Annotated in this window: 12 protein-coding genes and 1 pseudogene; 7 read left to right on the plus strand and 6 right to left on the minus strand. The window is 34.2% G+C overall.

What is annotated here, in order from left to right:
- Positions 1-603: 603 nt before the first annotated feature.
- The 5 genes from ACIQ2J_RS10500 to ACIQ2J_RS10520 all read left to right on the plus strand — a co-directional run bounded on the left by ACIQ2J_RS10500 (position 604) and on the right by ACIQ2J_RS10520 (position 3,247).
- Entirely contained in the window at positions 604-1,113 is a 510-nt protein-coding gene (locus ACIQ2J_RS10500) for an RNA polymerase sigma factor (RefSeq protein WP_396169462.1), read from the plus strand.
- Entirely contained in the window at positions 1,100-1,549 is a 450-nt protein-coding gene (locus ACIQ2J_RS10505) for a hypothetical protein (protein ID WP_396169465.1), read from the plus strand. The genes ACIQ2J_RS10500 and ACIQ2J_RS10505 overlap by 14 nt, the downstream gene beginning before the upstream one ends.
- Before the next feature lie 28 nt (positions 1,550-1,577).
- A complete protein-coding gene (locus ACIQ2J_RS10510) occupies positions 1,578-2,093 on the plus strand; it encodes a DUF4252 domain-containing protein (RefSeq protein ID WP_396169467.1) in 516 nt (171 codons plus the stop codon).
- An 80-nt stretch (positions 2,094-2,173) separates the two neighbouring features.
- Positions 2,174-2,710 (plus strand): DUF4252 domain-containing protein, encoded by a 537-nt coding sequence (locus tag ACIQ2J_RS10515; RefSeq protein WP_396169469.1) that lies wholly within the window; start codon positions 2,174-2,176, stop codon positions 2,708-2,710.
- Between the two features lie 126 nt (positions 2,711-2,836).
- Positions 2,837-3,247 carry a hypothetical protein gene (locus tag ACIQ2J_RS10520; protein WP_396169472.1) on the plus strand — a complete coding sequence of 137 codons (411 nt, stop codon included), beginning with the start codon at positions 2,837-2,839 and terminating at the stop codon, positions 3,245-3,247.
- A gap of 38 nt (positions 3,248-3,285) precedes the next feature.
- Here ACIQ2J_RS10520 and ACIQ2J_RS10525 read toward each other — a convergent pair whose 3' ends face one another.
- The 6 genes from ACIQ2J_RS10525 to ACIQ2J_RS10550 form a co-directional block, all read right to left on the minus strand.
- Positions 3,286-3,729, minus strand: coding sequence for a beta-carotene hydroxylase (locus ACIQ2J_RS10525; protein ID WP_396169474.1), 444 nt, complete (start codon positions 3,727-3,729; stop codon positions 3,286-3,288).
- Positions 3,730-3,741: 12 nt separating this feature from the next.
- Entirely contained in the window at positions 3,742-4,581 is an 840-nt protein-coding gene (locus ACIQ2J_RS10530; RefSeq protein ID WP_396169476.1) for a phytoene/squalene synthase family protein, read from the minus strand.
- Positions 4,582-4,595: 14 nt separating this feature from the next.
- Entirely contained in the window at positions 4,596-6,056 is a 1,461-nt protein-coding gene (locus tag ACIQ2J_RS10535) for a phytoene desaturase family protein (RefSeq protein ID WP_396169479.1), read from the minus strand.
- A 48-nt stretch (positions 6,057-6,104) separates the two neighbouring features.
- Entirely contained in the window at positions 6,105-7,001 is an 897-nt protein-coding gene (locus ACIQ2J_RS10540) for a MerR family transcriptional regulator (RefSeq protein ID WP_396169481.1), read from the minus strand.
- Between the two features lie 236 nt (positions 7,002-7,237).
- The gene (locus ACIQ2J_RS10545; protein ID WP_396169483.1) at positions 7,238-8,002 is read right to left on the minus strand and encodes a carboxypeptidase-like regulatory domain-containing protein; all 765 of its coding nucleotides are present in this window, start codon (positions 8,000-8,002) and stop codon (positions 7,238-7,240) included.
- 163 nt (positions 8,003-8,165) lie between these two features.
- Positions 8,166-10,145: a DEAD/DEAH box helicase gene (locus ACIQ2J_RS10550; protein ID WP_396169485.1), complete on the minus strand. Its 1,980-nt coding sequence runs from the start codon at positions 10,143-10,145 to the stop codon at positions 8,166-8,168.
- Between the two features lie 528 nt (positions 10,146-10,673).
- Here ACIQ2J_RS10550 and ACIQ2J_RS10555 point away from each other — a divergent pair.
- Both ACIQ2J_RS10555 and ACIQ2J_RS10560 read left to right on the plus strand, forming a co-directional pair.
- Complete coding sequence (locus ACIQ2J_RS10555; protein ID WP_396169487.1) at positions 10,674-25,511, plus strand: discoidin domain-containing protein; 14,838 nt, start codon at positions 10,674-10,676, stop codon at positions 25,509-25,511.
- 54 nt (positions 25,512-25,565) lie between these two features.
- A pseudogene (locus ACIQ2J_RS10560) lies at positions 25,566-26,780 on the plus strand (hypothetical protein); the annotation flags it as partial.

Raw genomic sequence — 26,780 nt, forward strand, 5'->3', positions numbered from 1 at the left:
AATCTAATAGTTACAACGCTTTCAGAGTTTTTTACTTTGGAAGCGTTTTTTTTTGCCAGCAGAATTTGCTGATTTATTAAAATATCCTATACAAATCTGAAAATTCTGTGGACATTTTTTTAGTTATGCTTGAAGTATTTATTAGTCATAGTATGAATTAGTAAAAGATTGATTGACTATTTTCATAAATGTAACGAAATTTTTTTAATCAAGATTTTTAGAAAATATAGGTTTTTACACTTGAGGAATAATTATTTGCCCGCAGATTTCACAGATTTCGCAGATTTCGCAGATTTTTTATATTAATCTGTGAAATCTGCGGGCATAAAAATAGTAAACCATTAATTACAAAATAGTGTGTTTATTATTAGCCACAGATTAAAGGATTTAAAAGATTTTTTAAATTAATCTGCGAAAATCTGTCAAATCTGCGAGCAAAAAAAAGTTATATCTTTAAATAATAAGGGTGTATATATCATTTGCTAAATATTAAAACATTTGATAAGTAAATCTGTGGAAAAAAACTAGATACAATTTAAAAAAAACAAAGTATCTTGTAACAAATTAAATCGTGTCTCGTCTTCTTAATATAACAACCTAACAATGCAGCAAAAGGAGTTTATAACGATGGTTTCTCCGTTTAAAGATAAAATCTTTAGATTGGCCAAACGATTACTAATAAGCACCGAAGAAGCCGAAGATGCAACCCAGGAAGTTATGGTGAAATTGTGGACTAAGAACGAAACGCTAAGCGAACTTCGAAGTATGGAAGCCATGGCGATGACAATGACTAAAAATTATTGTTTGGATCAACTGAAATCGAAACGCGCTGGAAATTTAACCTTAGTACATACCAATTACACCGACAGTCAAGCGAGTTTGCAGCAAAAGTTGGAAGATGTAGACAGTTGGAGTTGGGTAGAAAAAATAATGAACGACTTGCCCGAACAGCAAAAATTAATTATTCAAATGCGGGATATTGAGCAATACGAATTTGAAGATATTGCCAAAACACTAGGAATGAGTGAGGCAACCATAAGAGTTGCGCTTTCTAGAGCCCGCAAAACGATTAGAGAAGTAATGACCAAAACACATAATTATGGCATTAAATAGAATAGAAAAATTAATAGAAAGTTACCTCGAAGGAGAAACTAGTGTTGCAGAAGAAAACGAACTAAAAGTATATTTTTCTTCTACGGATGTTGCGCAGCATCTGAAACACTACCAACCTCTTTTTAGTTATTTTACGCAAGCGAAAGAAGAACAGTTTTCTCGAGAGATTTTACTTCCAACGAAAAAGGAAAATAACGTACAAATGTGGTCTATTGCTGCTTCGGTAGTAGTCTTATTGGGAGTTGGCACTTTTATGTATGTTCAAAATACTAAAGCCGATGATTTTGTAGCCTGTTCTCCAGAAGACAGTCCAGAATTAGCATTGGAGCAAACCCAAAAAGCCTTGGCATTAGTATCCGAACATTTAAATACGGGCATAAAAAGTGTAAGTTATATTAATGAGTACGAAGAATCTAAAGACAGAATTTTTAAATAATAATCATCAATAAAAACGAATAGAAATCATGAGAAAAGTAATTTTAATCATCGCATTAGTAGTAATATCGAATACGATTTTTGCCCAATCGGTCTTTGATAAATTTGATAATCAAGACGATATTACAACGGTAATTGTCAACAAAAAAATGTTCTCGATGTTGAGTAAAGTAGATGCGAAAGACAAAGAATCGCAACAGTACTTGAATCTTATCAAGAAATTAGACAACCTTAAAGTTTTTGTAACTGCAAGCGATAAGAAAAGCGACGACATGAAAGCGGTTGCCGATAAATACATCAAAACTGCTGGTTTAGAAGAGTTAATGCGAATTAACGAAAAAGGTAAAAACGTAAAAATTTTCGTAAAATCTGGTGCTACAGAATCGGAAGTGAAAGAACTATTAATGTTTATTGAAGGTTCTGGAAAAGAAGAAAGCGTGCTAATGTCCTTAACAGGAAGTTTTAGTCTTGAAGAGCTTTCTGCGTTAACCGACAAAATGAAATTGCCAGGTGGAGACGAATTGAAAAAAGCAAGTAAAAAATAAGAATCGATTTCAAAAATCAATAACATTGGCAATTTCAAAAATCAATTTTGAGATTGTCATTACTATAAAATCCAATTATTATGAAAGTATTTTATTTTTTAGCCATAGCCTTGTCGATGCTTCTTTTTGGATGTAATTCCAAACCAAGCATGCAAGAATATTTTGTTGACCATCAAGAAAAACCTGGTTTTATGGTGGTGGATATTGCGCCAAGCATCCTAAATGTTAACAAAGCAAAATTATCTGCAGAGCAAACTAAAGCCTTAGCATCATTTACTAAAATGAATATTTTGGCATATAAATTAAATTCTAAAAATAAAGTAGAATTTGATCAAGAAAGAAAAAATGTTGCCGAAATTTTAAAGGACACTACCAATTACCAACCACTGATGAAATTTGGTTCGGGTAAAAATGGAGCTTCCATTAGTTTTATTGGCGATGAAAACCACATTCAAGAGTTTTTACTTTACGGATGTAAAGGTGATAATGGATTTGCAGTGGTACGAATTTTAGGAAAAGATATGAATCCAGCCGATGCTATGACTATGCTATCGGTATTGAAAAATTCTAATGTGGATATGAAACAATTAGAAGCTTTGAAAGGATTGATGAAATAGTTATATTTGTTGTTTTATTGCAGGAAGAATTTTTTAATTATTCCTTTTTAAATCTCCCCAGATTTACTTTTTTTAAATTTAAATTATTAGTCTTAATCAAACAAATAATAATTTAAAATTAAGGACATGAAAAATTCAATTTCTAATGCAACCCATTCTATTCCAACTGCTGTAAAAATCTTTACTTGGATTTTAATTTGTGCAGGTTTATTCTTTTTTTATGTATATACTTTTTACCCAAGTATCAGTTTTCCTAATGCCAATTTAGATACTTATTCTGCAAAAGTTGGTTTTGAAAGCACGGGTGTTCGCATACTAGGAAGTGTACTTGCGCTATTTATTTCTGTAGTTTACAATAAACCACATTGGTTGTTTATTACCCTTATTTCAAGAGTTTTTATAGAACTCGGAGATGTGTTGGTCGGACTAACTCTTGACGGGGTAACTGCAAATACTTTTGCTTTAATAGTATTAGCCTCATTAGAAATTTGGGCAGTTGTTCAACTTTGGAACGTAATGCAAGTCAATAAAAAATAATTAAAAATCCCGATTTCTGTTATGAAATCGGGATTTAATTATTTTTTGTAATACTTAAACGGAACCACTAACATTCCAAAACATTCGCCATGTTCTTTTCCAACATGCTTGTGGTGCATTTTGTGTGCTCTTCGCACTGCACGAGAAAAACGATTGTTGGCGTTTCTAAAGAGTTTAAATCGTTGGTGAATGAAAATGTCGTGTACTGTAAAATAAGCTAAACCATATGCGAAAATTCCTAGTCCTACGGCAATCCCAAGATCAAATATTCCTTTTTGCCAAAGCAAAAAACAACCAATACTTACTACTGCATAAAATAAGAAAAAGGCATCGTTACGTTCAAACCACGAATCGTGGTCCTTTTTATGGTGATCGGCATGCAAGGACCAAAGAAATCCGTGCATGATGTATTTGTGGCTAAACCACGCCATAAATTCCATGATGCAAAAAGTTGCGAAAAAAACTAAAATTTGTAAGAACATACTATTTGAATTTTAAATACTGTTTAATTTATAAGTAAAGTAACACTTGGCAAATAATTGAAATTTTTGATAATCCGAAACACGAATTCTAGTGTTTTTAATCTCTGCCGAAGGTGTCTTCTTCAGTTTGGAAAGTAATTTTTTATAGTAAATATAGGCGGTGTAAACGCCAAATTTAGCTTCTATTGGAAGTCCTACAATCCCTTTATAGCCAGCTTCAAAATCGGCTTCGATTTCAGAAATGATTTCATTTTTAGAAACTTCATCCAATTGGTTCAAATCTGTATTTGGGAAATAAGTTCTGCTTAAATCTTCGTGATCGGCTTTTAAATCTCTTAGGAAATTTACTTTTTGAAATGCTGACCCCAATCGCATTGCAGATTGCTCTAATTCTTTATATTTAATATCGTCTCCGTTTACAAATACCTTCAAACACATTAAGCCTACTACGTCTGCCGAACCATAAATATACTCTTTATATTCGTCATCGGTGGCATAATTGGTTTTTACTAAATCCATTTTCATACTTTTCATAAACGAAGCAATCAAAGAATTTGGAATTTTAAATTTATGAACCGTATGTTGGAAGGAATTCAAAATTGGATTCAAACTAATCTTGTTTTGTAAAGCAGCATCGAGATCTTTTTCGAACATTGCAAACAACTTTTCTTTATCATAATCGTGAAAAGAATCTACAATCTCATCGGCAAAGCGAACAAAACCATAGATGTTATAAATGTCTTGTCGGATAGTAGGGGACAACATTTTTACAGCAGAAGAAAACGATGTACTGTAAGCCCGGGTTACATTCTTGCTACATTCAAAAGAGATGGTATCGAAAAGGGGTTTCATAATTCTTTTATAATTTAGCTATGTTTTTGTATTAAATCGGCAACTAATTTTCCAGAAATTAATGCAGGAGGAACTCCCGGGCCTGGAACAGTTAATTGTCCTGTAAAATAGAGGCTTTCCACTTTTTTACTTTTCAATTTTGGTCTTAAAAATGCCGTTTGCAAAAGCGTATTTGCCAATCCGTAAGCATTTCCATTGTAGGAATTATAATCTTTTACAAAATCATTCACACAAAAGGACTCCTTAAAGATAATGTTATTTTTTATATTTTGTTGGGTTAATTTCTCTAATCGAGTAATTATTTTTTCAAAATAGGTTTCTCTTAATTCTGGAGTATCTTGTAATCCGGGTGCAATTGGAATTAAAAATATTGCAGCTTCTTTTCCTTCGGGTGCCGAATTAGAATCGGTTTTAGACGGGAAACTTGCATAAAACAAAGGATTTTCGGGCCATTTTGGGTTGTCGTAAATATCTTGGGCATGCACATCAAAATCGACATCAAAAAACAACGAATGGTGCTCCACATTGGCAACTTTCTTATCCAAACCTACGTAAAATAAGAGCGAAGAAGGTGCAAAAGTTTTATTTTCCCAATATTTTTCGGAGTAAACTCGGTGTTTTTCGTCTAATAAGGTTTCTGTATGGTGGTAATCGGCTCCGGAAAGCACCACATCGGCACTCACATTTTTGCCATTTACTTTAATTCCAACCGCTTTACCATTTACAACTTCAATTTTTTCAATATTGGAATTCGTATGAATAATAACGCCAAGTTCTTTAGCCAATTGTTCCATGGCAAGAATAACCGAATACATTCCGTTTTTGGGATGCCAAGTACCTAAACCAAAATCGGCAAAATTCATAAAACTATAAAAAGAAGGCGTGTCCGAAGGTTTTGCACCCAAAAACAACACCGGAAATTCTAGTATTTGAACTAGTTTTTTATTTTTAAAACGTCTTCGAATGTCTTTTGATATATTTCCAAAAAACTGATTGACTTTCATTGCAGTTTCTACGGTAATCAATTCTAAAGGCGAAACTCCTGGTCGGTACACCAAATCTTTAATAGCAATATTGTAATTGCTTTGCGCTTCTTTCATGAAGGTTTCCAATTTGGCACCGCTTCCTTTTTCGATAGATTCAAAAGTGGTAATAATTTCTGGAAGATTATCTGCAATAGTCACAAAATCAGCCTCTCCAAAATATACTTGATAGGCAGGAGAAAGTTTTTGTAAAGAATAATAATCGGAAGGTTTCTTACCAAAATCGGCAAAAAATCGTTCAAAAACATCGGGCATCCAATACCATGTCGGACCAATATCAAAAGTGAATCCGTCTCGTTTTAGTTGTCGTGCTCTACCTCCAATAGTGCTATTTTTTTCGTAAATGGTTACTTTGTTTCCTTGTTGTGCCAAATAACAACTTGCTGCTAAAGCAGAAAATCCAGAGCCAATTATTTTAATGTCTTTGTTCATATAGATTAATTACTTTGCTTATAAGCTAAAGTTATTAGTTTGATTTAATTACAATTCTTTTACCAATTCGCTAATGTTTTCAAAGACTTTAATCTTGGAATTAAGCAATGATTTTTCTACATTTTGAGCGCTTCTTCCAATTAACCAAATAGTTGAATCGTCTTCTAAAATTTGTGATTTCAATTCTTTAACGTAGGCGTTGGCACTAGTGTTTGTTGGTTCTACGGTCATATAACAAACATAAACAATATTATTAAAATATTTTTTTAGTGGTATCAAACTGCTTACTGGAACACTTTCTCCCAAATAAATACTTTTATAACCACTATTTAAAATTTCGTAATTTAGATACATTAATCCCAATTCATGCATTTCATCCATTGGTAGGTAAAGCACAAATATTTTATCCTCATTAGTTGGAGCTTTACTTTGAAGTTTCTCAGTATTTACCAATAATTTTAACTTAATTAAATAACTTATAAAATGCTCGTGTGCTGGACTAATTGTCTCGGCTTGCCAGAGAAAACCAATTTCTTCCATTAGAGGAATAAAAACTTCGAAAAACACTTCTCTAAAAGATTTTTCAGAAAGCAAATCATTGTAAGTATCCAAAAACAACTTTTGATCAAAGTTCATCATGGCCATTTTGAACGAACTAATGGCGTGATTTTTAGCGCTTTTAGAAGAAATAATGTCTTGAACTAATAGCGGTATTTTTTCGGAAGGCATTTGTGAAATCTTAGAGATTTTATAGCCGTAATCGTGCAGTAAAGTAATGTTCAGTAATTTTTGTAATGCCGATAAATCATAATAGCGTATGTTGGTATCTGTTCGCAAGGGCTCTAATACGTTATAGCGTTTTTCCCATATACGTATAGTATGTGCTTTAATTCCAGATAAATTTTCTAGGTCTTTAATGCTAAAAATATTTTTAACGCTACTCATTGGTTTTTGTTTTGTTTAACAAAAGTAATGAATAAATTAAACAACCAATAGTAAAAACTATAATATTGTTGAAATTATTACAAAATACTTTATTTTGAGTTTTTTAAGTTGGAATATTTTATTTTTGGTTTGTAATTTGTTAAGTAATTAGTTGTTTTTTAGAATAAACTATTTAATCACCTTATTAAATTTAAGACCTTCAATTACTTTGTGGAATGTTTAATTTTTATTACCTATTATTTCTTCAGAATCTTGTATTGCTCATAGCATTGGCTAATAGCGTCAAGTATCTGTAAGTCGTTTGCCGTCTGAATAAATGCTTCCGAGTAGTTGCAGTGTTGCAGTATTTCTGGGATGTCTTTTTTGTCAATACCTAGTAATACGGCTATGGTTTCTCTATCAAATTTAGTTTCTAAAAGAGCTTTTACCGTATTGTCTTTTTTCATTTCCTTTAATTTCTTGAGTTCTTTTGGCTTTTTACCAAAGAAATTATACAGCATATCAGCAGGATTGAAAATGGAATTCATCACTCTTGAAAATGCTTTAGGCGAATATTCTCCAGCCTCATAACCTTGGGGTAATCCAGATATACTATAGCGGAAATTTTCTTGATCCGGGATTAATTTAGTATCTACTTCCAGATAGCCTGTAAGATTGTATTTTCGTACAACTACTTCTTCCAGTGCAATTGCTTTTTCGGTAAGTTCAATTTTAGCATTCCCATTTTTTACCCAGTCGTTAGTTACTCGAACCCGTAACGACTGAAACCCTATCATGGTTATGTGTAGTGTATCATTAACTTCGGCATCAATATCAAAATTCCCTCGAGCGTTAGAAATTGTACCTTTAACTTTATTGATGTTGATAATATTTGCACCCAATAGCGGAAAAGTAGTAGTGCCATTAACCACAGTTCCGTGAACTCTTTTGGAAACAATAGTTTGCTGCGAAAATGCAGTTATTGATAAGGTAAAGAATAATAAAGCTACAAAATATTTCATGTCCTGGTTTGAAGGTTTAAAAGTATAAAACTCTGCAAGATATTTCCTCTCTTTGCTAAAATTATTATAAGAAAATTAACAAAACGGATTGATTTGAAAAGAAAAATCCCAAATCCCAATAGTATTTCATTGGAATTTGGGATTTATATGTAACTAAAAAGTATTAGCTTCTTCTTGGTCTTCTTGTTTTAGCTTCGTCAAAAGAGCGACTAGCTGGACGTTCAGACGATCCTTCTGCACGTCTTGGAGCTCTGTCTTCTCTTTGTGCAGAACCTGGTTCTCTTCTTGGAGCATCACTTCTAAATCCGCCTTCTCTGGCAGGTCTGTCCGATGAAAAACCACCTTCACGTTTTGGAGCATCACTTCTAAATCCACCTTCTTTTCTTGGTCCGAAACTACCAGGACTTCTGGATGAAGAACTTCTTTCGTTTCTGTCGCCACCTCTAAATCCACCAGAGCTTCTGCCTCCACCGAAACCACCACCAGAACTTCTTCCGTTGTGATCGCGTCTTCCGCTTCCGCCACCGCCTTCGTTTTTAGAAATCTCAACGTTGATGCGTCTTCCATTAAGGTCAAATCCGTTAAGAACTGACATTACTTTATCGGTATGTTCTCCATCGGTGTTAAAGAAAGAGAAACCTTCTTTAACATCTACTTTAAATACATCATCACGACCTAAATCTAGAGTTTCTTTTAAGAAATCTTTCAATTGCATCCAATCGAAATCGTCTCTAGAGCCAATGTTTACAAAATAACGAACAGGATCTCCCGCTCTAATTTCTCTTGGTTCCGAACTTCTTTCGCTTCTTTCGTTACCTTTCTCTCCAGATAAATCGCGTTTCTTTTTATAGTAATTGATAAAACGGTTAAATTCTACCGAAACCATTTTCTTTATTAATTCTTCTTTAGTCAAACCATCCAATACTTCGTTGATAGCAGGAAGATAGTTGTCTATCTCGTGATCAACTTCGGTATCTTTAATTTTGTTTGCTAAGTGCAACAATTGAATTTCGCAAATTTCCATTCCAGAAGGAATTGTTTTTTCTTGAAATTTTTGTTGGATGATTCTTTCAATTGCAGAAATTTTACGAATTTCACTTTTAGTGATAATTACAATAGAAGTTCCTAATTTTCCAGCTCTACCAGTTCTTCCAGAACGGTGGTTGTAGGTTTCAATTTCGTCTGGTAATTGATAGTTTACTACGTGCGTAATATTGTCAACGTCAATCCCACGAGCAGCAACGTCAGTAGCAACAAGCATTTGAATTTGACGACCTCTAAACGATTTCATTACACCATCCCGTTGCGCTTGCGATAAATCTCCGTGCAATGCAGCAGCGCTATACCCATCTTCAATTAATTTTTCGGCAACCGCTTGAGTATCTCTTTTGGTTCTACAAAAAACTACCGAAAAGATGTCTGGATTAGCATCGGCTAAACGTTTCAAAGCTTCGTAACGGTCCCGAGCGTTTACACAATAAAATTCGTGAGAAACGGTAGCCGAACCTGAATTTTTGCTACCTACAGTTACTTCTGCAGGATCGTGCATAAATTTCTTAGCTATTCTTGCAACCTCTGCAGGCATTGTAGCAGAAAATAACCAAGTATTTTTCTCGTCTGGAGTATCGGATAAAATCGATACAATGTCTTCATAAAAACCCATGTTCAACATCTCATCTGCTTCGTCAAGAATACAAAAGTTGATGTTTTTAATGTTTACAAGACCTCTGTTAATCATGTCTTGCATTCTACCTGGAGTTGCCACAATAATTTGTGCTCCACGTTTAATTTCTCGGGCTTGTTCTGTGATGCTTGCACCACCATAAACTGCCACTGTATGAATACCTTTTACGTATTTTGAGTATTGTTTAATCTCGTTGGTGATTTGTAAGCATAGCTCACGCGTTGGGGATAAAATTAACGCTTGTGTACTTCTATCATCCGCATCTAATTTTTGAATTAGCGGAAAACCAAAAGCTGCTGTTTTCCCTGTACCTGTTTGTGCTAAAGCTACTAAGTCTGTGTTTTTTTCCAATAAGACTGGAATCGCTTTTTCTTGCACTTCTGACGGATTTTCAAATCCTAGATCTTTAATCGCCAGCAGTAACGATTCATTCAGACCTAATTGTTCAAATTTATTCATATTGTATTTTAAAATTGGGTGCAAAGGTAGGTTTTAAAAATCATATAAACTAATTTGTTATTTTTTGATTATCAATAGGTTAGTTGATGATTTTCTGTTTCACTACTAATAAAGAGTTTTGTTTGTTATTAAAAGTACTAAATACATAATTAAAAAAATATTAAATTTTTTTTTCATTTTTTATATTTTAACGATAATAAATGTATATTTGTCGAGAAATTATAATTAAAAAATCGTTTATCGTTAATAAAAGTAAATTTAGCGTTTTTTTAGTCAATTTATATATACTCAATTCTAAGATGTAAAATTAATTTTGCAAGTGTTTAGTGTGTTTAATTCAAAAATATAGTGAAAATAGATACAATATAATGCATTACTCAGTGCTTAATAAACAATTTAGGAGTTTTAAGTCTTTGTAATGTTGTTAGTTAAAGATTAAATAATAATAATAATAATAATAATAATAATAATAAATATAAAAATTATTAACCTATTTAATAAGGTTGGTAATTGTGTAAACCAAGAATTATGCTAAATAGTACTTTTTTAAAAACGGTAAAAAATCTATCTTTTTTATTTTTATTTACTACTTGTGGTCTTTCTGCAAGTACAACTTTAATTAATGAAAATTATTTTATTGATGCTTCGGTAACCCATCCGGAAATTATTAATAATAAATTAAAATTAATAGATTATAAGGAATACCACTTGTTTTCGCATGGTCGCGCAGGGGAATTGTTCCTTGATGGTAAGTGGTGTAATGCAAAACAAATTGTAGCCTTTTTAAGGCCAAGAATTCACAATTCACAATTTACAATTCATAATCTAAACATTTATGGATGCGAATTTGCCCAAGGTTTAAAAGGACTTTCGGCAGTATCTTATATTGAATCAAAATTGAATGTACATGTAGCTGCTTCAATTAATGTTACTGGTAAAGATGGCGATTGGAAATTAGAACTAGGAAATTCTAGTGCTACTATTAATTTTGATAATTATCCTTTCAATTTACAATGTACAGGTACAGTCGGTGGTACTGGATTAAATGATGATTTTGATGGGGATGGTATTTGTAATAGTTCAGATATTGACGATGATAATGATGGTATTTTGGACGCAGTTGAAGCTCCTTCTTGTTATTCTACTCAAGCTGATGTTGCAGGAATTAGTTCTGTAACTTCCCAATTATCTTCAAATTCTTATCCAACAAGGACCAATTGGTATGATAATAATTCTTCTACTTTATCTGATTTTGTGTTAAATGTACCTGCAATAAATAAAGAAATTTACAATATAACTCCAGCAATAAGCCCATTAGCTATTAATGCTATTAGCTTTGAAATGGGGTACTACTCAATGTTAACTGCATATTCTACTGCAAAACTACAAGGTTTTGATGGCTCTGTATGGGTCGATTTATCTACTGCACAATTGGCAACCGTAAAAGAGGAAACTCAGACTTTCATCAATACATTACACCCAACAACTGCTTATCAAAAATTCCGCATATTAGGAGTTTCTGGAACTATTAATTGGGCTTATTGCAAAGAAATACATCTTATTCCCAATGCCGTTAGTTATGGATCTGCTTATCCAAAAGCCACATGTTTAGTCGATACCGATAGTGACGGAATAACAAATGATAAAGATTTAGATTCGGATGGGGATGGTTGTCCAGATGCTAAAGAAGGTGGGGTAATAGGTGTTTTGTTAAGTGGTAGTATAAAAAATGGTTTGCCAATTACTACTACACCAAATGTACCAAGTGCTATTGCAAAAGGTCCTTATGGTCCAAACGGATTGGCAAATTCGATAGAAACAGATGGTACTGTTTTAGCAACTACGCTATACCTACCTAATTATACTTATGTATCTTCCAAAGCATTAAACACTTGTGCCGATACCGATGGTGATGGAATTGGAGATTTAGTAGATATAGATGATGATAATGATGGTGTTTTAGATGCCATAGAAGCACCTTATTGTTATTATACCCAAGAAGAGGTTGTAGGAATAAGTTTAGTAACTTCCCAAATAGCACCCACTGATTTACCACCAAGAATCAATTGGTATGACAATAATTCCACCACTTACTCTGATTTTTATGCTAATGCAAGTATTGTTTATAAAGAATTATATAACATTACCCCAAGTATAAGTCCTTTAGCAATTAGTGCTGTTAGCTTTGATATGCTTACTCAAGCTATGTTAACTGCCGGTTCAACTGCAATATTACAAGGATTCGATGGTACTACATGGGTAGATTTATCTTCGCCTCAAACTGCAACGGTTACTAGTGGAACACAAATTTTCACCAATACATTACAGCCAACAACACGATTTCAACAATTCCGTATATATGGTGTGAGTGGAAGATGCTGGTACGGCTATTGTACTGAAATTCATTTAATACCATCAGTACCTTCTTATGGATCTTCTTCACCAAAACCGATTTGTACAATAGATACGGATGGTGATGGACTAACCAACGACAAAGATTTAGATTCGGATGGTGATGGATGTGGGGATGCCAAAGAGGCAAGTGCCACAACCAGTACTACTCCAAATTATACTTTTGCTGGACCTTATGGAGTAAATGGTTTATCCAATGTGCTAGAAACAATAGTAGATAATGGAATTACTAATTATTTTTCTACTTATAGTGCTAATGCTACAAGCAGTTTTATTAACACTTGCAAGGATACTGATGGAGATGGTATATTAGATTATATAGCTGATATAGACGACGACAATGATGGTGTTTTGGATTCAGTTGAAGCACCATCATGTTATTATAATGCTACAGAAATTGGTATTCCAACAGCTGTAAGTAGTGAACTAGTTAGTGGATCGGGAATAATGGCAAACTTATTTGATAATAATCTTACTACAAATCAAAGTTTTATAGCACAAGATATTGCAGGTAAAACCATTTACGAGGTAATTCCAGCATTACCGCTAGCAATAACTGCCTTAAATTTATATAATGGTTCCCCAATATTCGTTTCAACCAACAAAGTAAAATTACAAGGTTGGTCAGGTTCTGCGTGGATAGATTTATCCACAGCGACAACTCCAACAACTCCTGATGCATATAGTTTAGTTGCATTTCCTAATTCGATTAATCCAACCGTTCCTTATCTTAAATATCGATTATGGGGTGACATTACTAGTACAGGTAATATTAACACTTATGTTGTTAACGAAATTACGTTAATTCCAACAGCATACCAACCAAGTAAATATCCAAAATCTACTTGCAATGTTGATTTGGATGGTGATGGCAAAACGAATGATAAAGATTTAGATAGCGATGACGATAATTGTAGCGATTCCAAAGAAGCTGGTGCTACTTTAAGTAATATCGCGAACTATTCTTTTTCAGGACCTTATGGCACCAACGGTTTAGCAAATGCTTTAGAAACGATAGTGGATAATGGTATTATCAATTATGTTTTGAATTATCAATATGCATCAAGTAAGACACTAAATGTTTGTGTTGATACTGACGTAGATGGCATATTTGATATAGTAGATATTGATGATGACAATGATGGAATCATAGATTCTGTTGAAGCGCCATCTTGTTATTATACTCTTGCGGAAGCAACTACTATTAATTTAGTTACTACTGAATTGAGAAATTATTCTAAGGCTCCAGGACCAATTAAAAATTCTTATGATAATAATTCTACTACATTTTTTGGTTTTGAGTCTACTAATATTGAAAATAAAGTACTTTATAATATTACTCCAACTTTTAGTCCAATAGCAATTAACGCTGTAAGTTTTGATATGGGTTTCCATGCAATTTTGACCGTAAATTCTACAGCTAAATTACAAGGATTTGATGGTTTGAATTGGGTTGATTTATCTGCTCCACAAACCGCTACGGTAGTTTATGGCACACAAATTTTTACCAATACATTACAGCCAACAACGAAATTTCAAAAATTTCGTATTTATGGGGTGACTGGAATTTCTAGTCATGGATATTGTTATGAGATACATCTTATTACTAATGCATCTATTAATGGATTTTACTTTCCAAAATCTACTTGCACCGAGGATACCGATAACGATGGTCTTACTAACGACAAAGATTTAGATTCAGATGCTGACGGATGTAGTGATGCTAGGGAGGGTAATGCTACAACGAGCATTACTTCAAATTACACTTTTGTAGGTCCTTATGGGTCAAATGGTTTTGCCAATGTATTAGAAACTGTAGTTGATAATGGAATGCCAAATTTCATTTCTACTTATAGCCCTACAGCAACGACTAATGTTCTTAATGCTTGTAACGATTCCGATGTAGATGGGATATTTGATTTAGCGGATATCGACGATGATAATGACGGAATCTTAGATGCTATTGAAGCACCATCTTGTTATTATACAGCTGCCGAGAGCAAAGTAATTACTTCAATTACGACGCAACTTATGCCTTATTCTGCAATAACAAATAGTTATGATAATAATGCGACTACATATTCTGCATTTTTGCCCTCTTTAGACTGGGTAGATAAAGAGTTATTTAATATTACTCTTGGCAATACTTTACCTCTAAGTAGTATAGAATTAGACTTAGTGAATTGGGCGTTGTCTAGCACTTCTGCCAATACTTTTAAATTGCAAGGATTCGATGGAGTAAATTGGACGGATTTATCTCCTGCTCTTTATTCAACAGCATCAACAGGAACCTTAGTTGTTTCAAATTCTTTACAACCTAATGCTTCTTATAAAAATTACAGAATTGTGGGTATATCGGGCACTACTAATTATGGTGGCGTAAGCGAAATACGTGTCAATATACTAGCTAATTATTTTTATCAAGCAAGTTCTCATCCAAAAACCACTTGTTCAGTTGATACGGATGGTGATGGAATTACCAATGATAAAGATTTAGATTCAGATGGGGATACCTGTAGCGATGCTAAAGAAGCTAATGCTACTTCGAGTACTACTGCAAGTTATACTTTTGCTGGTCCTTATGGAACTAATGGATTGGCCAATAGTTTAGAAACGGCTGTAGATAATGGAGTATTAAATTATTCTCCTACCTATCAATATGCAATAAGTAATACCATTAGTGGTTGTACCGATACTGACGGTGATGGAATATGGGATGTAACTGATATTGATGATGACAATGATGGAATCAAAGATGCTGTAGAATCACCAGCTTGCTATTATACTCAAGCAGAAATCAGTGCTATTAGTTCCGTAACTTCGCAATTGGCGGCATCATCTTATCCAAATAGAGCCTTTTGGTTTGACAATAATAGCACAACCTACTCTGATTTTAACGCAAATGTTTCAGTTGTTGATCAAGAAATTTACAATATAACACCAACAATTAGTCCTTTATTAGTTAATGCGGTAAGTTTTGACATGGATACTTATTCTATACTAACAGGAGTTTCTACTGCCAAACTTCAAGGATTTGATGGTGTTTCGTGGGTTGATTTATCGGCTGCACAGTTGGCAACAGTATCTAATGGAATCCAAACTTTCAGTAATTCTTTGCATCCAACAACTGCTTACCAAAAATTCCGATTACTAGGAGTTTCTGGAACTAGTAGTTGGGCTTATTGCAAAGAAATTCGCCTTATTCCAGTAGCTTCTACTTATGGGTCTTCGGCTCCTAAATCAAATTGTTTAGTAGATACAGACGGAGACGGAATAACTAACGATAAAGATTTAGATTCGGATGGAGATGGTTGTCCTGATGCCAAAGAGACTAGAGTTTCAGGTACTTTATTAAGCGGTAGTATAAGAAATGGACTTCCAAATGTCACTACCTCTAATGTTTCTAGTACTATAGCTCAAGGTCCATATGGAACAAATGGTTTAGCAAATTCGATAGAAACAAACGATTCATCTACGGCTAATACAACGTATTCGGCTACTTATATTAACGCTACTTCTATTGTGCTAAATGCTTGTGCAGATACCGATGGCGATGGAATAGGGGATTTAGTGGATATAGACGATGATAATGACGGGGTAATAGATGCTGTTGAAGCACCAACATGCTATTACGATCAAGGAGATGTAGCTGGAATTAATGCAGTTACGACAGAATTGGCTGCCTCATCGTATCCAATTAGAACGAATTGGTATGATAATAATGCAAGTACATTATCCGATTTTACCCCAGTAGCTATAGCTAATAAAGAATTGTATAATATTACCCCAACGTTTAGCCCGCTGGCAGTTAGTTCTATTAGTTTTGATATGACCACCTATTCTATATTGCAAGGAACAGCTACTGCTAAACTTCAAGGTTATGATGGTGTTTCCTGGGTAGATTTATCTACCGAACAAACAGCAACGGTTACAAATGGTACACAAACATTTACCAATTCCTTACAACCAACAAATAAATTTCAAAAATTCCGTATATATGGAGTCAGCGGAAGTTGCTCTTATGCACTATGCTCAGAAATACATCTAACACCTGCTTCAGTTAGCTATGGATCTTTTTATCCAAAAGCAACTTGTACAGTAGATACGGATGGTGATGGGATTACCAATGATAAAGATTTAGATTCTGATGGAGACAGTTGTCCTGATGCAAAAGAATCTGGAGTATCGGGTACTTTATTAAGTGGTAGTATAAAAAATGGAGTTCCTAATATAACAACATCAAATGTTTCTAGCACTATAGCACAAGGACCATACGGAGAAAATGGTTTGGCAAATTCGATAGAAATAAACGATACTTCTTCAAGTACTACAACATATCTATCAACATATACAAATGCTGGTTCCAAAGTATTAAATGCTTGTTTGGATACCGATAATGATGGAATATTTGATTTAGTAGATATTGACGATGATAATGATGGTGTGATTGACGCAGTTGAAGCACCATCTTGTTATTATTCTGTTACAGAAAGTAGTGCAATTTCTAAGGTTACTACAGAAATTACAACTAGTTTATCTATAACTAATAGTTATGATAATGATAAAACCACTTATTCCTATTTTATTCCAAATTTGGATTGGGTAGGTAAAGAGATATTTAATATTACTCCAGAAAAATCCTTACCTTTTTCAGGTGTAGATTTTTACATGGTCAATTGGGGATTATCAAATGCATCTGCAAATACCTTTAAATTACAAGGATTTGATGGTGGATCTTGGATAGATTTATCGCCAGCAACTACTTCATTAGCATCAACTGGAATATTTACAGCTTCGAACACCTTACAACCAAATGTTTCGTTTCAAAAATACCGACTGATTGGGGTTGCAGGTACTAATTATTATGGAGGAATATCCGAAATACGCATGGCGCTACCTGCTAACTACCAGGCAAGCTATTTCCCAAAAGCTATCTGTTTAACTGATACAGACGGCGACGGAAAAACTAATGATAAAGATTTAGACAGTGATGGTGATAATTGTAGCGATGCAAAAGAAGCAAGTGCTACAGCTAGTGACACTACAAACTATACTTTTGCATCACCTTATGGAGCTAACGGATTAGCAAATTCTTTAGAAACGGTAGTAGATAATGGTATTGTAAATTATATTCCTACATACCAATATGCATCAAGCAATATATTAAATGTTTGTGCTGATACAGATAGTGATGGTATATTCGATTTAGTGGATATTGATGATGATAATGATGGGATTTTAGATTCATTAGAATCTTCTTGTACTATCGGTTTAATGCAAAATAAATCGGACGTTTTGGTTTCAACTTCTATGACTTATAATTATAATGGATCTCAAACATTGCATGATTTGGTAGATGGAGTCGACGGAACTACTTACGTTATTTATAATCCATCAGGTACTTATTCTAATAACACCTGGCTTCAATTTGAATTGCCTACGGCAAAAAAACTTACCTTAATTGAAATAGGGCATTATCCTGGTCAAACTTTGTTTGCCACAACTTCAACTTACAAGATTCAAGGCAGTATTGATAATACAACTTGGACAGATATTGTAGCGAATCAAACGTATACAAATACCGCGCCTATTTATGCCACTAACAATTCGGCTAAATTGGATATGCTCGGTAACACTACTGCTTATAAATATTATAGAATTCAAGGGATTAGTGGAAGTGTCGGAAACGGATGGGCACAAGAACTTTATTTTAGAGAACAGATTTGTGTTGATTTAGATACTGATTTAGATGGAATACCTAATCGTTTAGATTTAGATTCTGATGCAGATGGGTGTAGTGACGCCAAAGAGGGTAATGCCACCACAAACATAACTGCAAGTTTCACTTTTGCGGGTCCTTATGGTATAAATGGTTTTGCTGATACATTAGAGACATCAGTAGAAAGCGGAATAGCTAATTACGTATCAGATTATAGTCTTATTGCTACAAATAATCTACTAAATGCGTGTACGGATACAGATGGTGATGGTATTAATGATTTAGTAGATATAGACGATGATAATGATGGTGTTCTTGATGTTGTAGAAGCTCCTTCTTGTTATTATGCTTTAAATGAAGTAAATGGAATTAATTCAGTGACTACTGAAATGCCACTTTCAAATAAATTTCCAGCGGCAATAACAAGTTCCTATGATAATAGTTACACCACCTACTCTACATTTCAAGAATGGCAGACAGTTGTAAATCGTGCAATTTATAATATTACACCAACGACTAGTCCATTAGCAATAAGCGCTATAAGTTTTGATATGGGTCAGTATTCTATATTAAATGGAACTTCTTCTACAGCTAAATTGCAAGGTTTTGATGGAGCTACTTGGATAGATTTATCTGCTCCAAAATCTGCAATAGTAAATTATGGTTCAGAAATTTTTACCAATACTTTACATCCAACAACTGCTTATCAACAATTCCGCTTATTTGGAGTAAGTGGAATTTGTAACCCAGCTTTTTGTAATGAAATTCATTTAATTCCTGCAGCAGTAAGTTATGGAACTTTAGCACCCAAGCCTACTTGTTCTGTTGATACCGATGGTGATGGAATCACTAACGATAAAGATTTAGATTCGGATGGAGATGGTTGTAGTGATGCTAGAGAAGCAAATGCAACTTCTAATACTGCTACAAACTATACTTTCATAGGGCCTTATGGTACTAATGGATTAGCCAATTATTTAGAAACTGCTGTTGATAGCGGAATAATAAATTTTAATTCTACCTATCAAAATGCAGTAACAAATACAATTAAAGCTTGTTTAGATACCGATGGGGATGGAATATTTGATGTGGTGGATATTGATGACGATAATGATGGAGTATTAGATGCTGTTGAGGCTCCATCTTGCTATTATACTGCTTCAGAAAATAAAGCAATTACCTCAGTTACTTCTCAACTTGAACCTTACAATATATTTGTAATAGGAAATAGTTTCGATAATAATGTATCTACTTATTCTGCTTTTGCTCCAGATTTGTATTGGGTAAATAGAGAATTATTTACAATAACTCCCACTCATATTTTGCCTTTTATTGGTGTAGAATTTGATTTAATCAATTGGGCTTTGTCTAATGGAGCTTCTAATACTTTTAAATTACAAGGTTTTGATGGAGCAACTTGGATAGATTTATCAACAGAAATTTACTCTACTGCAGCATCTGGAACATTTACAGCTTCTAATACTTTACATCCTGATTTGTCGTATCTAAAATACCGACTTATAGGAGTTTCAGGTAAAACCTTCAATGGGGGCGTAAAAGAAATTCGCATGACTCTTCCAGCTAACTATCAAATGAGTGCTTATCCAAAATCTAATTGTTTAGTAGATACGGATGGTGATGGAATTACTAATGATAAAGATCCCGATTCTGACGGGGATGGGTGTAGTGATGCAAAAGAAGCAGGAGCTACTACTAATTCTAGTCCAAATTATGCATTTCCTGCTCCTTATGGAGCTAATGGATTAGCTAATGCTTTAGAAACTACTTTAGATAGTGGAATAATTAATTATATTTCTACTTATAATACAGTTGCTAGTAGTATATTTTTAAATGCTTGCAAAGATACGGACAATGACGGCATAGGAGATTTAGTAGATATAGACGACGATAATGATGGGGTATTAGATGCAGTGGAAGCACCATCTTGTTATTACGCTCAAAATGAAGTAAATGGAGTCAGTTTAGTGACAACGGATATACCTTCTTATGATAAGAATCGACAACCAATTGAAAATTGTTATGATAATTTTCCAACTACCTTCTCCACTTTTAGCACTACTGGGGTTCTAGGTATGGAATTGTATAACATTACGCCAACATTTAGTCCAATGGCTGTGAACTCAATAAGTTTTGATATGGATCAGTATGCTATGTTAACAGCAAGTTCTACCGCCAAATTACAAGGGTTTGATGGTGTGAATTGGGTTGATTTATCTGCTCCACAAACTGCTACAGTAACTTATGGTACACAATCTTTTATAAATACTTTACAACCAGCAACTAAATTTCAAAAATTCCGTATTTATGGAGTAAGTGGAAGTTCTAATTATGCATACTGTAGTCAGATACGCCTAGTTGCTAATGCAATAAGTTATGGATCTTCCTATCCAAAGCCAACTTGTTCTGAAGATTCAGATGGAGATGGAATTACCAATGAAAAAGATTTGGATAGTGATAATGATGGTTGTAGTGATGCGAATGAGGCAAATGCTACAAGTAGTAATGCTACAAATTATTCTTTCCCAGCTCCTTATGGAACGAATGGTTTAGCTAATAGTCTCGAGACTACTTTGGATAGTGGTGTAGTTAATTATACTTCTACTTATTTCAATGCAATTAATTATAATATTTATTCTTGTACGGATACTGATGGCGACGGAATAACTGATTTGGTTGATATTGACGATGATAATGATGGAGTAAAAGATGCCATTGAGGCACCATCTTGTTATTATTCAAGTACCGAAATTACTAAGCCAATTGCAATTACTACTGAATTAACCTCTGTTAATATTGATGGAATATTAGCTAATTTAATCGATAATAATCTTGCTACAACGCATAGTTTTGATGCTCAAGATATTGCTGGAAAAGTTATTTACGAGCTAACTCCAGCATCTCCTGCTGCAATTAGTACATTAAATTTATTTAGCACTACAACTATATTTACTTCTACTAATAAAGTAAAATTACAAGGATGGACAGGTTCTGTTTGGATAGATTTATCCTTGGCAGTAACTCCACCTGCAATATCTATTGGAACTATTTCCTTTAGTAATACTTTAAATCCAACTTTTTCTTATTTAAAATTTAGATTGATTGGCGATGTAAGTAGTATAGGGAATATTAATTCTACTTATACTAATGTAATCAGTGAAATCACTTTTACACCAACTAATTACGATGCAAGTTCTCATCCAAAAACCACTTGTTCAGTTGATACGGATGGTGATGGAATTACCAATGATAAAGATTTAGATTCAGATGGGGATACCTGTAGCGATGCTAAAGAAGCTAATGCTACTTCGAGTACTACTGCAAGTTATACTTTTGCTGGTCCTTATGGAACTAATGGATTGGCCAATAGTTTAGAAACGGCTGTAGATAATGGAGTATTAAATTATTCTCCTACCTATCAATATGCAATAAGTAATACCATTAGTGGTTGTACCGATACTGACGGTGATGGAATATGGGATGTAACTGATATTGATGATGACAATGATGGAATCAAAGATGCTGTAGAATCACCAGCTTGCTATTATACTCAAGCAGAAATCAGTGCTATTAGTTCCGTAACTTCGCAATTGGCGGCATCATCTTATCCAAATAGAGCCTTTTGGTTTGACAATAATAGCACAACCTACTCTGATTTTAACGCAAATGTTTCAGTTGTTGATCAAGAAATTTACAATATAACACCAACAATTAGTCCTTTATTAGTTAATGCGGTAAGTTTTGACATGGATACTTATTCTATACTAACAGGAGTTTCTACTGCCAAACTTCAAGGATTTGATGGTGTTTCGTGGGTTGATTTATCGGCTGCACAGTTGGCAACAGTATCTAATGGAATCCAAACTTTCAGTAATTCTTTGCATCCAACAACTGCTTACCAAAAATTCCGATTACTAGGAGTTTCTGGAACTAGTAGTTGGGCTTATTGCAAAGAAATTCGCCTTATTCCAGTAGCTTCTACTTATGGGTCTTCGGCTCCTAAATCAAATTGTTTAGTAGATACAGACGGAGACGGAATAACTAACGATAAAGATTTAGATTCGGATGGAGATGGTTGTCCTGATGCCAAAGAGACTAGAGTTTCAGGTACTTTATTAAGCGGTAGTATAAGAAATGGACTTCCAAATGTCACTACCTCTAATGTTTCTAGTACTATAGCTCAAGGTCCATATGGAACAAATGGTTTAGCAAATTCGATAGAAACAAACGATTCATCTACGGCTAATACAACGTATTCGGCTACTTATATTAACGCTACTTCTATTGTGCTAAATGCTTGTGCAGATACCGATGGCGATGGAATAGGGGATTTAGTGGATATAGACGATGATAATGACGGGGTAATAGATGCTGTTGAAGCACCAACATGCTATTACGATCAAGGAGATGTAGCTGGAATTAATGCAGTTACGACAGAATTGGCTGCCTCATCGTATCCAATTAGAACGAATTGGTATGATAATAATGCAAGTACATTATCCGATTTTACCCCAGTAGCTATAGCTAATAAAGAATTGTATAATATTACCCCAACGTTTAGCCCGCTGGCAGTTAGTTCTATTAGTTTTGATATGACCACCTATTCTATATTGCAAGGAACAGCTACTGCTAAACTTCAAGGTTATGATGGTGTTTCCTGGGTAGATTTATCTACCGAACAAACAGCAACGGTTACAAATGGTACACAAACATTTACCAATTCCTTACAACCAACAAATAAATTTCAAAAATTCCGTATATATGGAGTCAGCGGAAGTTGCTCTTATGCACTATGCTCAGAAATACATCTAACACCTGCTTCAGTTAGCTATGGATCTTTTTATCCAAAAGCAACTTGTACAGTAGATACGGATGGTGATGGGATTACCAATGATAAAGATTTAGATTCTGATGGAGACAGTTGTCCTGATGCAAAAGAATCTGGAGTATCGGGTACTTTATTAAGTGGTAGTATAAAAAATGGAGTTCCTAATATAACAACATCAAATGTTTCTAGCACTATAGCACAAGGACCATACGGAGAAAATGGTTTGGCAAATTCGATAGAAATAAACGATACTTCTTCAAGTACTACAACATATCTATCAACATATACAAATGCTAGTTCCAAAGTATTAAATGCTTGTTTGGATACCGATAATGATGGAATATTTGATTTAGTAGATATTGACGATGATAATGATGGTGTGATTGACGCAGTTGAAGCACCATCTTGTTACTATACCGCTGCTGAAAAGGATGCAGTTACCTTAGTTACCTCTCAATTAACACCATTTGAATCTTATGTTATTGGTAATAGTTACGACAATAATGTTTCTACATTTTCAGCATTTAATTTATCTTTAGACTGGGTTGGAAAAGAATTATTTAATATAACTCCAGTTGATATTTTGCCGTATAATGGAGTAGATTTGGATTTAGTGAATTGGCCATTATCTAATGGAACTGCTAATACTTTTAAATTACAAGGATTTGACGGATTAACTTGGACAGACTTATCACCAGCTCTTTCCTCAACAGGAACAACAGGTACGTTCACTGCTTATAATACTTTAAAACCTACCATTTCTTATCAAAAATACAGACTTATAGGAGTTGCAGGAACAAGCTATTATGGTGGTGTAAATGAAGTTCGTATGTCACTACCTGCAAGTTATCAATCAAGTTCTTACCCTAAAGCAATCTGTTCTGTAGATACGGATGGCGATGGAATTACCAACGATAAAGATCTAGATTCTGATGGGGATGGTTGTAGTGATGGCAGAGAAGCAGGAGCAACGTTAAGCAATGTTACTAATTATGTTATTCCAGGTCCTTATGGAGCCAATGGTTTAGCCAATAGTTTAGAAACTGCAACCGAAAGTGGTATTATCAATTATACACTTGCTTATTCAAATGCTACGAATAGTGCTGTGATAAATTGTCTTATAACTTGTCCAACGGTAACAAACAACAGTTCAGATAATAGTAATCCAACTACTTGTAATGGAGTTAATGGTACCATTAAATTATGTGGATTAGCTTCTAATGTATCTAACTATATTATAAATTATACATTTAATGGTTCTGCAGCTACCCCATTAATTAATCAGACAGCAGATGTTAATGGTTGTCTACTTATTAATAATCTAAGTGTTGGTGTTTATAGTAATATAATAATTACTCATCCTGTTTATTGTACTTCAGGAACCACAGCTGTTGGTCCAATCACTTTAATAGCTCCAATACCTAGTATTCCGATTGCAAGCGTAACAGTTCAACCTACTTGCGAAATAGTAAGTGCTACTGTTGTTGTTTCATCGCCTGTCCAAGGAACTGGTTTTGAATATAGTATAGATGGAGGGACATACCAAACATCATCAACTTTTATAGTTACCACTGAAGGTTCTCATTCAATAACAGTAAGAAGATCCTCCGATATTACTTGTGTTTCTCCAAGTACTTCTGTTAATGTTTTTGGTTACTTGTGCGCAATAACAGAAACAACATCATCTATAAATGGTTTTACAGGAGGAACGACATCAGTATTGACTAATAATGACACTTTAAATGGAAGTCCAGTAACTATAGGGATAGGAGGTAATGTAACCATTTCTGTGCCCAATCCATTACCAACAGGATTAACATTAAATACAACTACAGGAGTTGTAACAGTTGCACCAAATACGCCATCGGGAACATATCCAGTAACTTATACAATCTGTGAGGTTGTTAATCCAAGTAATTGTGATACTGTAACCAGTAATGTGGTGGTATTTGTAACAGATTTTACACCTACTATTGATATAGATAATGTAGTGTTTTTATCCGCCGGAGTTACAAAGGATTTTGTAATTAATATTTCTGATATTGATTCTGGTCCTTCAATTGGGCAAGTTGTTTTCAAGATTTTTAAGCAATCAGCATTTACAATTACATATAATCCAGCAACTACTATTTCAAATGTTGGTGGAGGTACAATGGTTAATAATAATGATTGGATAATTACTGAAGATCCTTTATTTATAACTGTTACTTTGAAACTAAATGTTGTAATTAATGCAAGTTCATTTTCAAGTGTTGGTTTTACAATTACTCGAAATTCAAGTATACCCCCACAAACTTGGCAACCGATTACCGCAACTATTGTAACTGGTTCAGGTGGAGATAGTCTGGATGAAAACAACACTTATAATGTATTAGTTAAAGCTCAATAATATGAACTTATTTACAAAAATTACCGAAAGAATGTTAACAAAAACAATATTACTATGAATAAAATTTTCAAATTACTAGTGGTTTTTACCATAATTATGTTTTCTTCAAGAAGTTATTCTCAAAGAAATGCCGATCCAGGTATTGGTATCTTAATGGTACCAGCCACAGTAACTCAAGGAGATACCGGTACGTTAAGCGCTGGTGTTGGAAATTATGGTAATAGCACTATTGTTTCCAACTCCTTAAGAGTTACTATATCAGTAGGTACAGATGCTGAGATAATTGGAATAGCATCAGGGAGTGATTCCCGATGGACACTATTAAGTTTGACATCAGGTTCAGGAAATACTATTAGATTAAAAAATACTGATGGAGGTTTTGGTGCATTTGATGTTGGTTATATTTTACTTACCGTTAGAGGAAATGTTGTAAGTGGTCCAGATTTAATTTTTGGTAATATTGTTTATATTGCTGCGAATAACCCATTGTTATGTGGAACATGTCCACCTATACCATTAAATGCTTCTCAAGGAAATGCTAGTATTTCAAATGATAATTCTCAAACTAGCTTAGCTGTTACTGCATCAGTAATTGACGCCGTAGTGGATACCTTCCCAAGCCAAACACCAGGAACAACAGTACCAACTACTGTTGGCAATGTAACAACAAACGACACCTTGAATGGAGTTCCAGTAACAGCAAGCAATACCGATGTAACACCAGTAACAGAAGGACCATTAAGTATTGATGCAACTGGAGTTTTAACCCTAGCGGCTAACACCCCATCAGGAAGTTATACTATCACTTACAATATATGTGAGGTAAACCCAACAACAGGTGTAGCAGTAAGTCCAGCGAATTGCGATACTGTAACGGATACTGTTGTAGTATTAGGAACAATTGACGCCGTAGTGGATACCTTCCCAAGCCAAACACCAGGAACAACAGTACCAACTACTGTTGGCAATGTAACAACAAACGACACCTTGAATGGAGTTCCTGTAACAGCAAGCAATACGGATGTAACACCAGTAACATCAGGTCCATTAAGTATAAATGCAACAGGAGTTTTAACTTTAGCGCCTAACACCCCATCTGGAAGTTATCCAATTACTTACGTAATATGTGAGGTAAATCCAGTAACAGGTGTAGCAGTAAGTCCAGCGAATTGCGATACTGTAACGGATACTGTTGTAGTATTAGGAACAATTGACGCCGTAGTGGATACCTTCCCAAGCCAAACACCAGGAACAACAGTACCAACTACT

The organism is Flavobacterium sp. (genome assembly GCF_044357305.1).
GTDB lineage: Bacteria > Bacteroidota > Bacteroidia > Flavobacteriales > Flavobacteriaceae > Flavobacterium.

What these genes read in the sequence shown, in the direction of transcription:
- ACIQ2J_RS10500 (WP_396169462.1), top strand. Translation starts at nt 604, where the DNA reads ATGCAGCAAAAGGAGTTTATAACGATGGTTTCTCCGTTTAAAGATAAA.
- ACIQ2J_RS10505 (WP_396169465.1), top strand. Translation starts at nt 1,100, where the DNA reads ATGGCATTAAATAGAATAGAAAAATTAATAGAAAGTTACCTCGAAGGA.
- ACIQ2J_RS10510 (WP_396169467.1), top strand. Translation starts at nt 1,578, where the DNA reads ATGAGAAAAGTAATTTTAATCATCGCATTAGTAGTAATATCGAATACG.
- ACIQ2J_RS10515 (WP_396169469.1), top strand. Translation starts at nt 2,174, where the DNA reads ATGAAAGTATTTTATTTTTTAGCCATAGCCTTGTCGATGCTTCTTTTT.
- ACIQ2J_RS10520 (WP_396169472.1), top strand. Translation starts at nt 2,837, where the DNA reads ATGAAAAATTCAATTTCTAATGCAACCCATTCTATTCCAACTGCTGTA.
- ACIQ2J_RS10525 (WP_396169474.1), bottom strand. Translation starts at nt 3,729, where the DNA reads ATGTTCTTACAAATTTTAGTTTTTTTCGCAACTTTTTGCATCATGGAA.
- ACIQ2J_RS10530 (WP_396169476.1), bottom strand. Translation starts at nt 4,581, where the DNA reads ATGAAACCCCTTTTCGATACCATCTCTTTTGAATGTAGCAAGAATGTA.
- ACIQ2J_RS10535 (WP_396169479.1), bottom strand. Translation starts at nt 6,056, where the DNA reads ATGAACAAAGACATTAAAATAATTGGCTCTGGATTTTCTGCTTTAGCA.
- ACIQ2J_RS10540 (WP_396169481.1), bottom strand. Translation starts at nt 7,001, where the DNA reads ATGAGTAGCGTTAAAAATATTTTTAGCATTAAAGACCTAGAAAATTTA.
- ACIQ2J_RS10545 (WP_396169483.1), bottom strand. Translation starts at nt 8,002, where the DNA reads ATGAAATATTTTGTAGCTTTATTATTCTTTACCTTATCAATAACTGCA.
- ACIQ2J_RS10550 (WP_396169485.1), bottom strand. Translation starts at nt 10,145, where the DNA reads ATGAATAAATTTGAACAATTAGGTCTGAATGAATCGTTACTGCTGGCG.
- ACIQ2J_RS10555 (WP_396169487.1), top strand. Translation starts at nt 10,674, where the DNA reads ATGCTAAATAGTACTTTTTTAAAAACGGTAAAAAATCTATCTTTTTTA.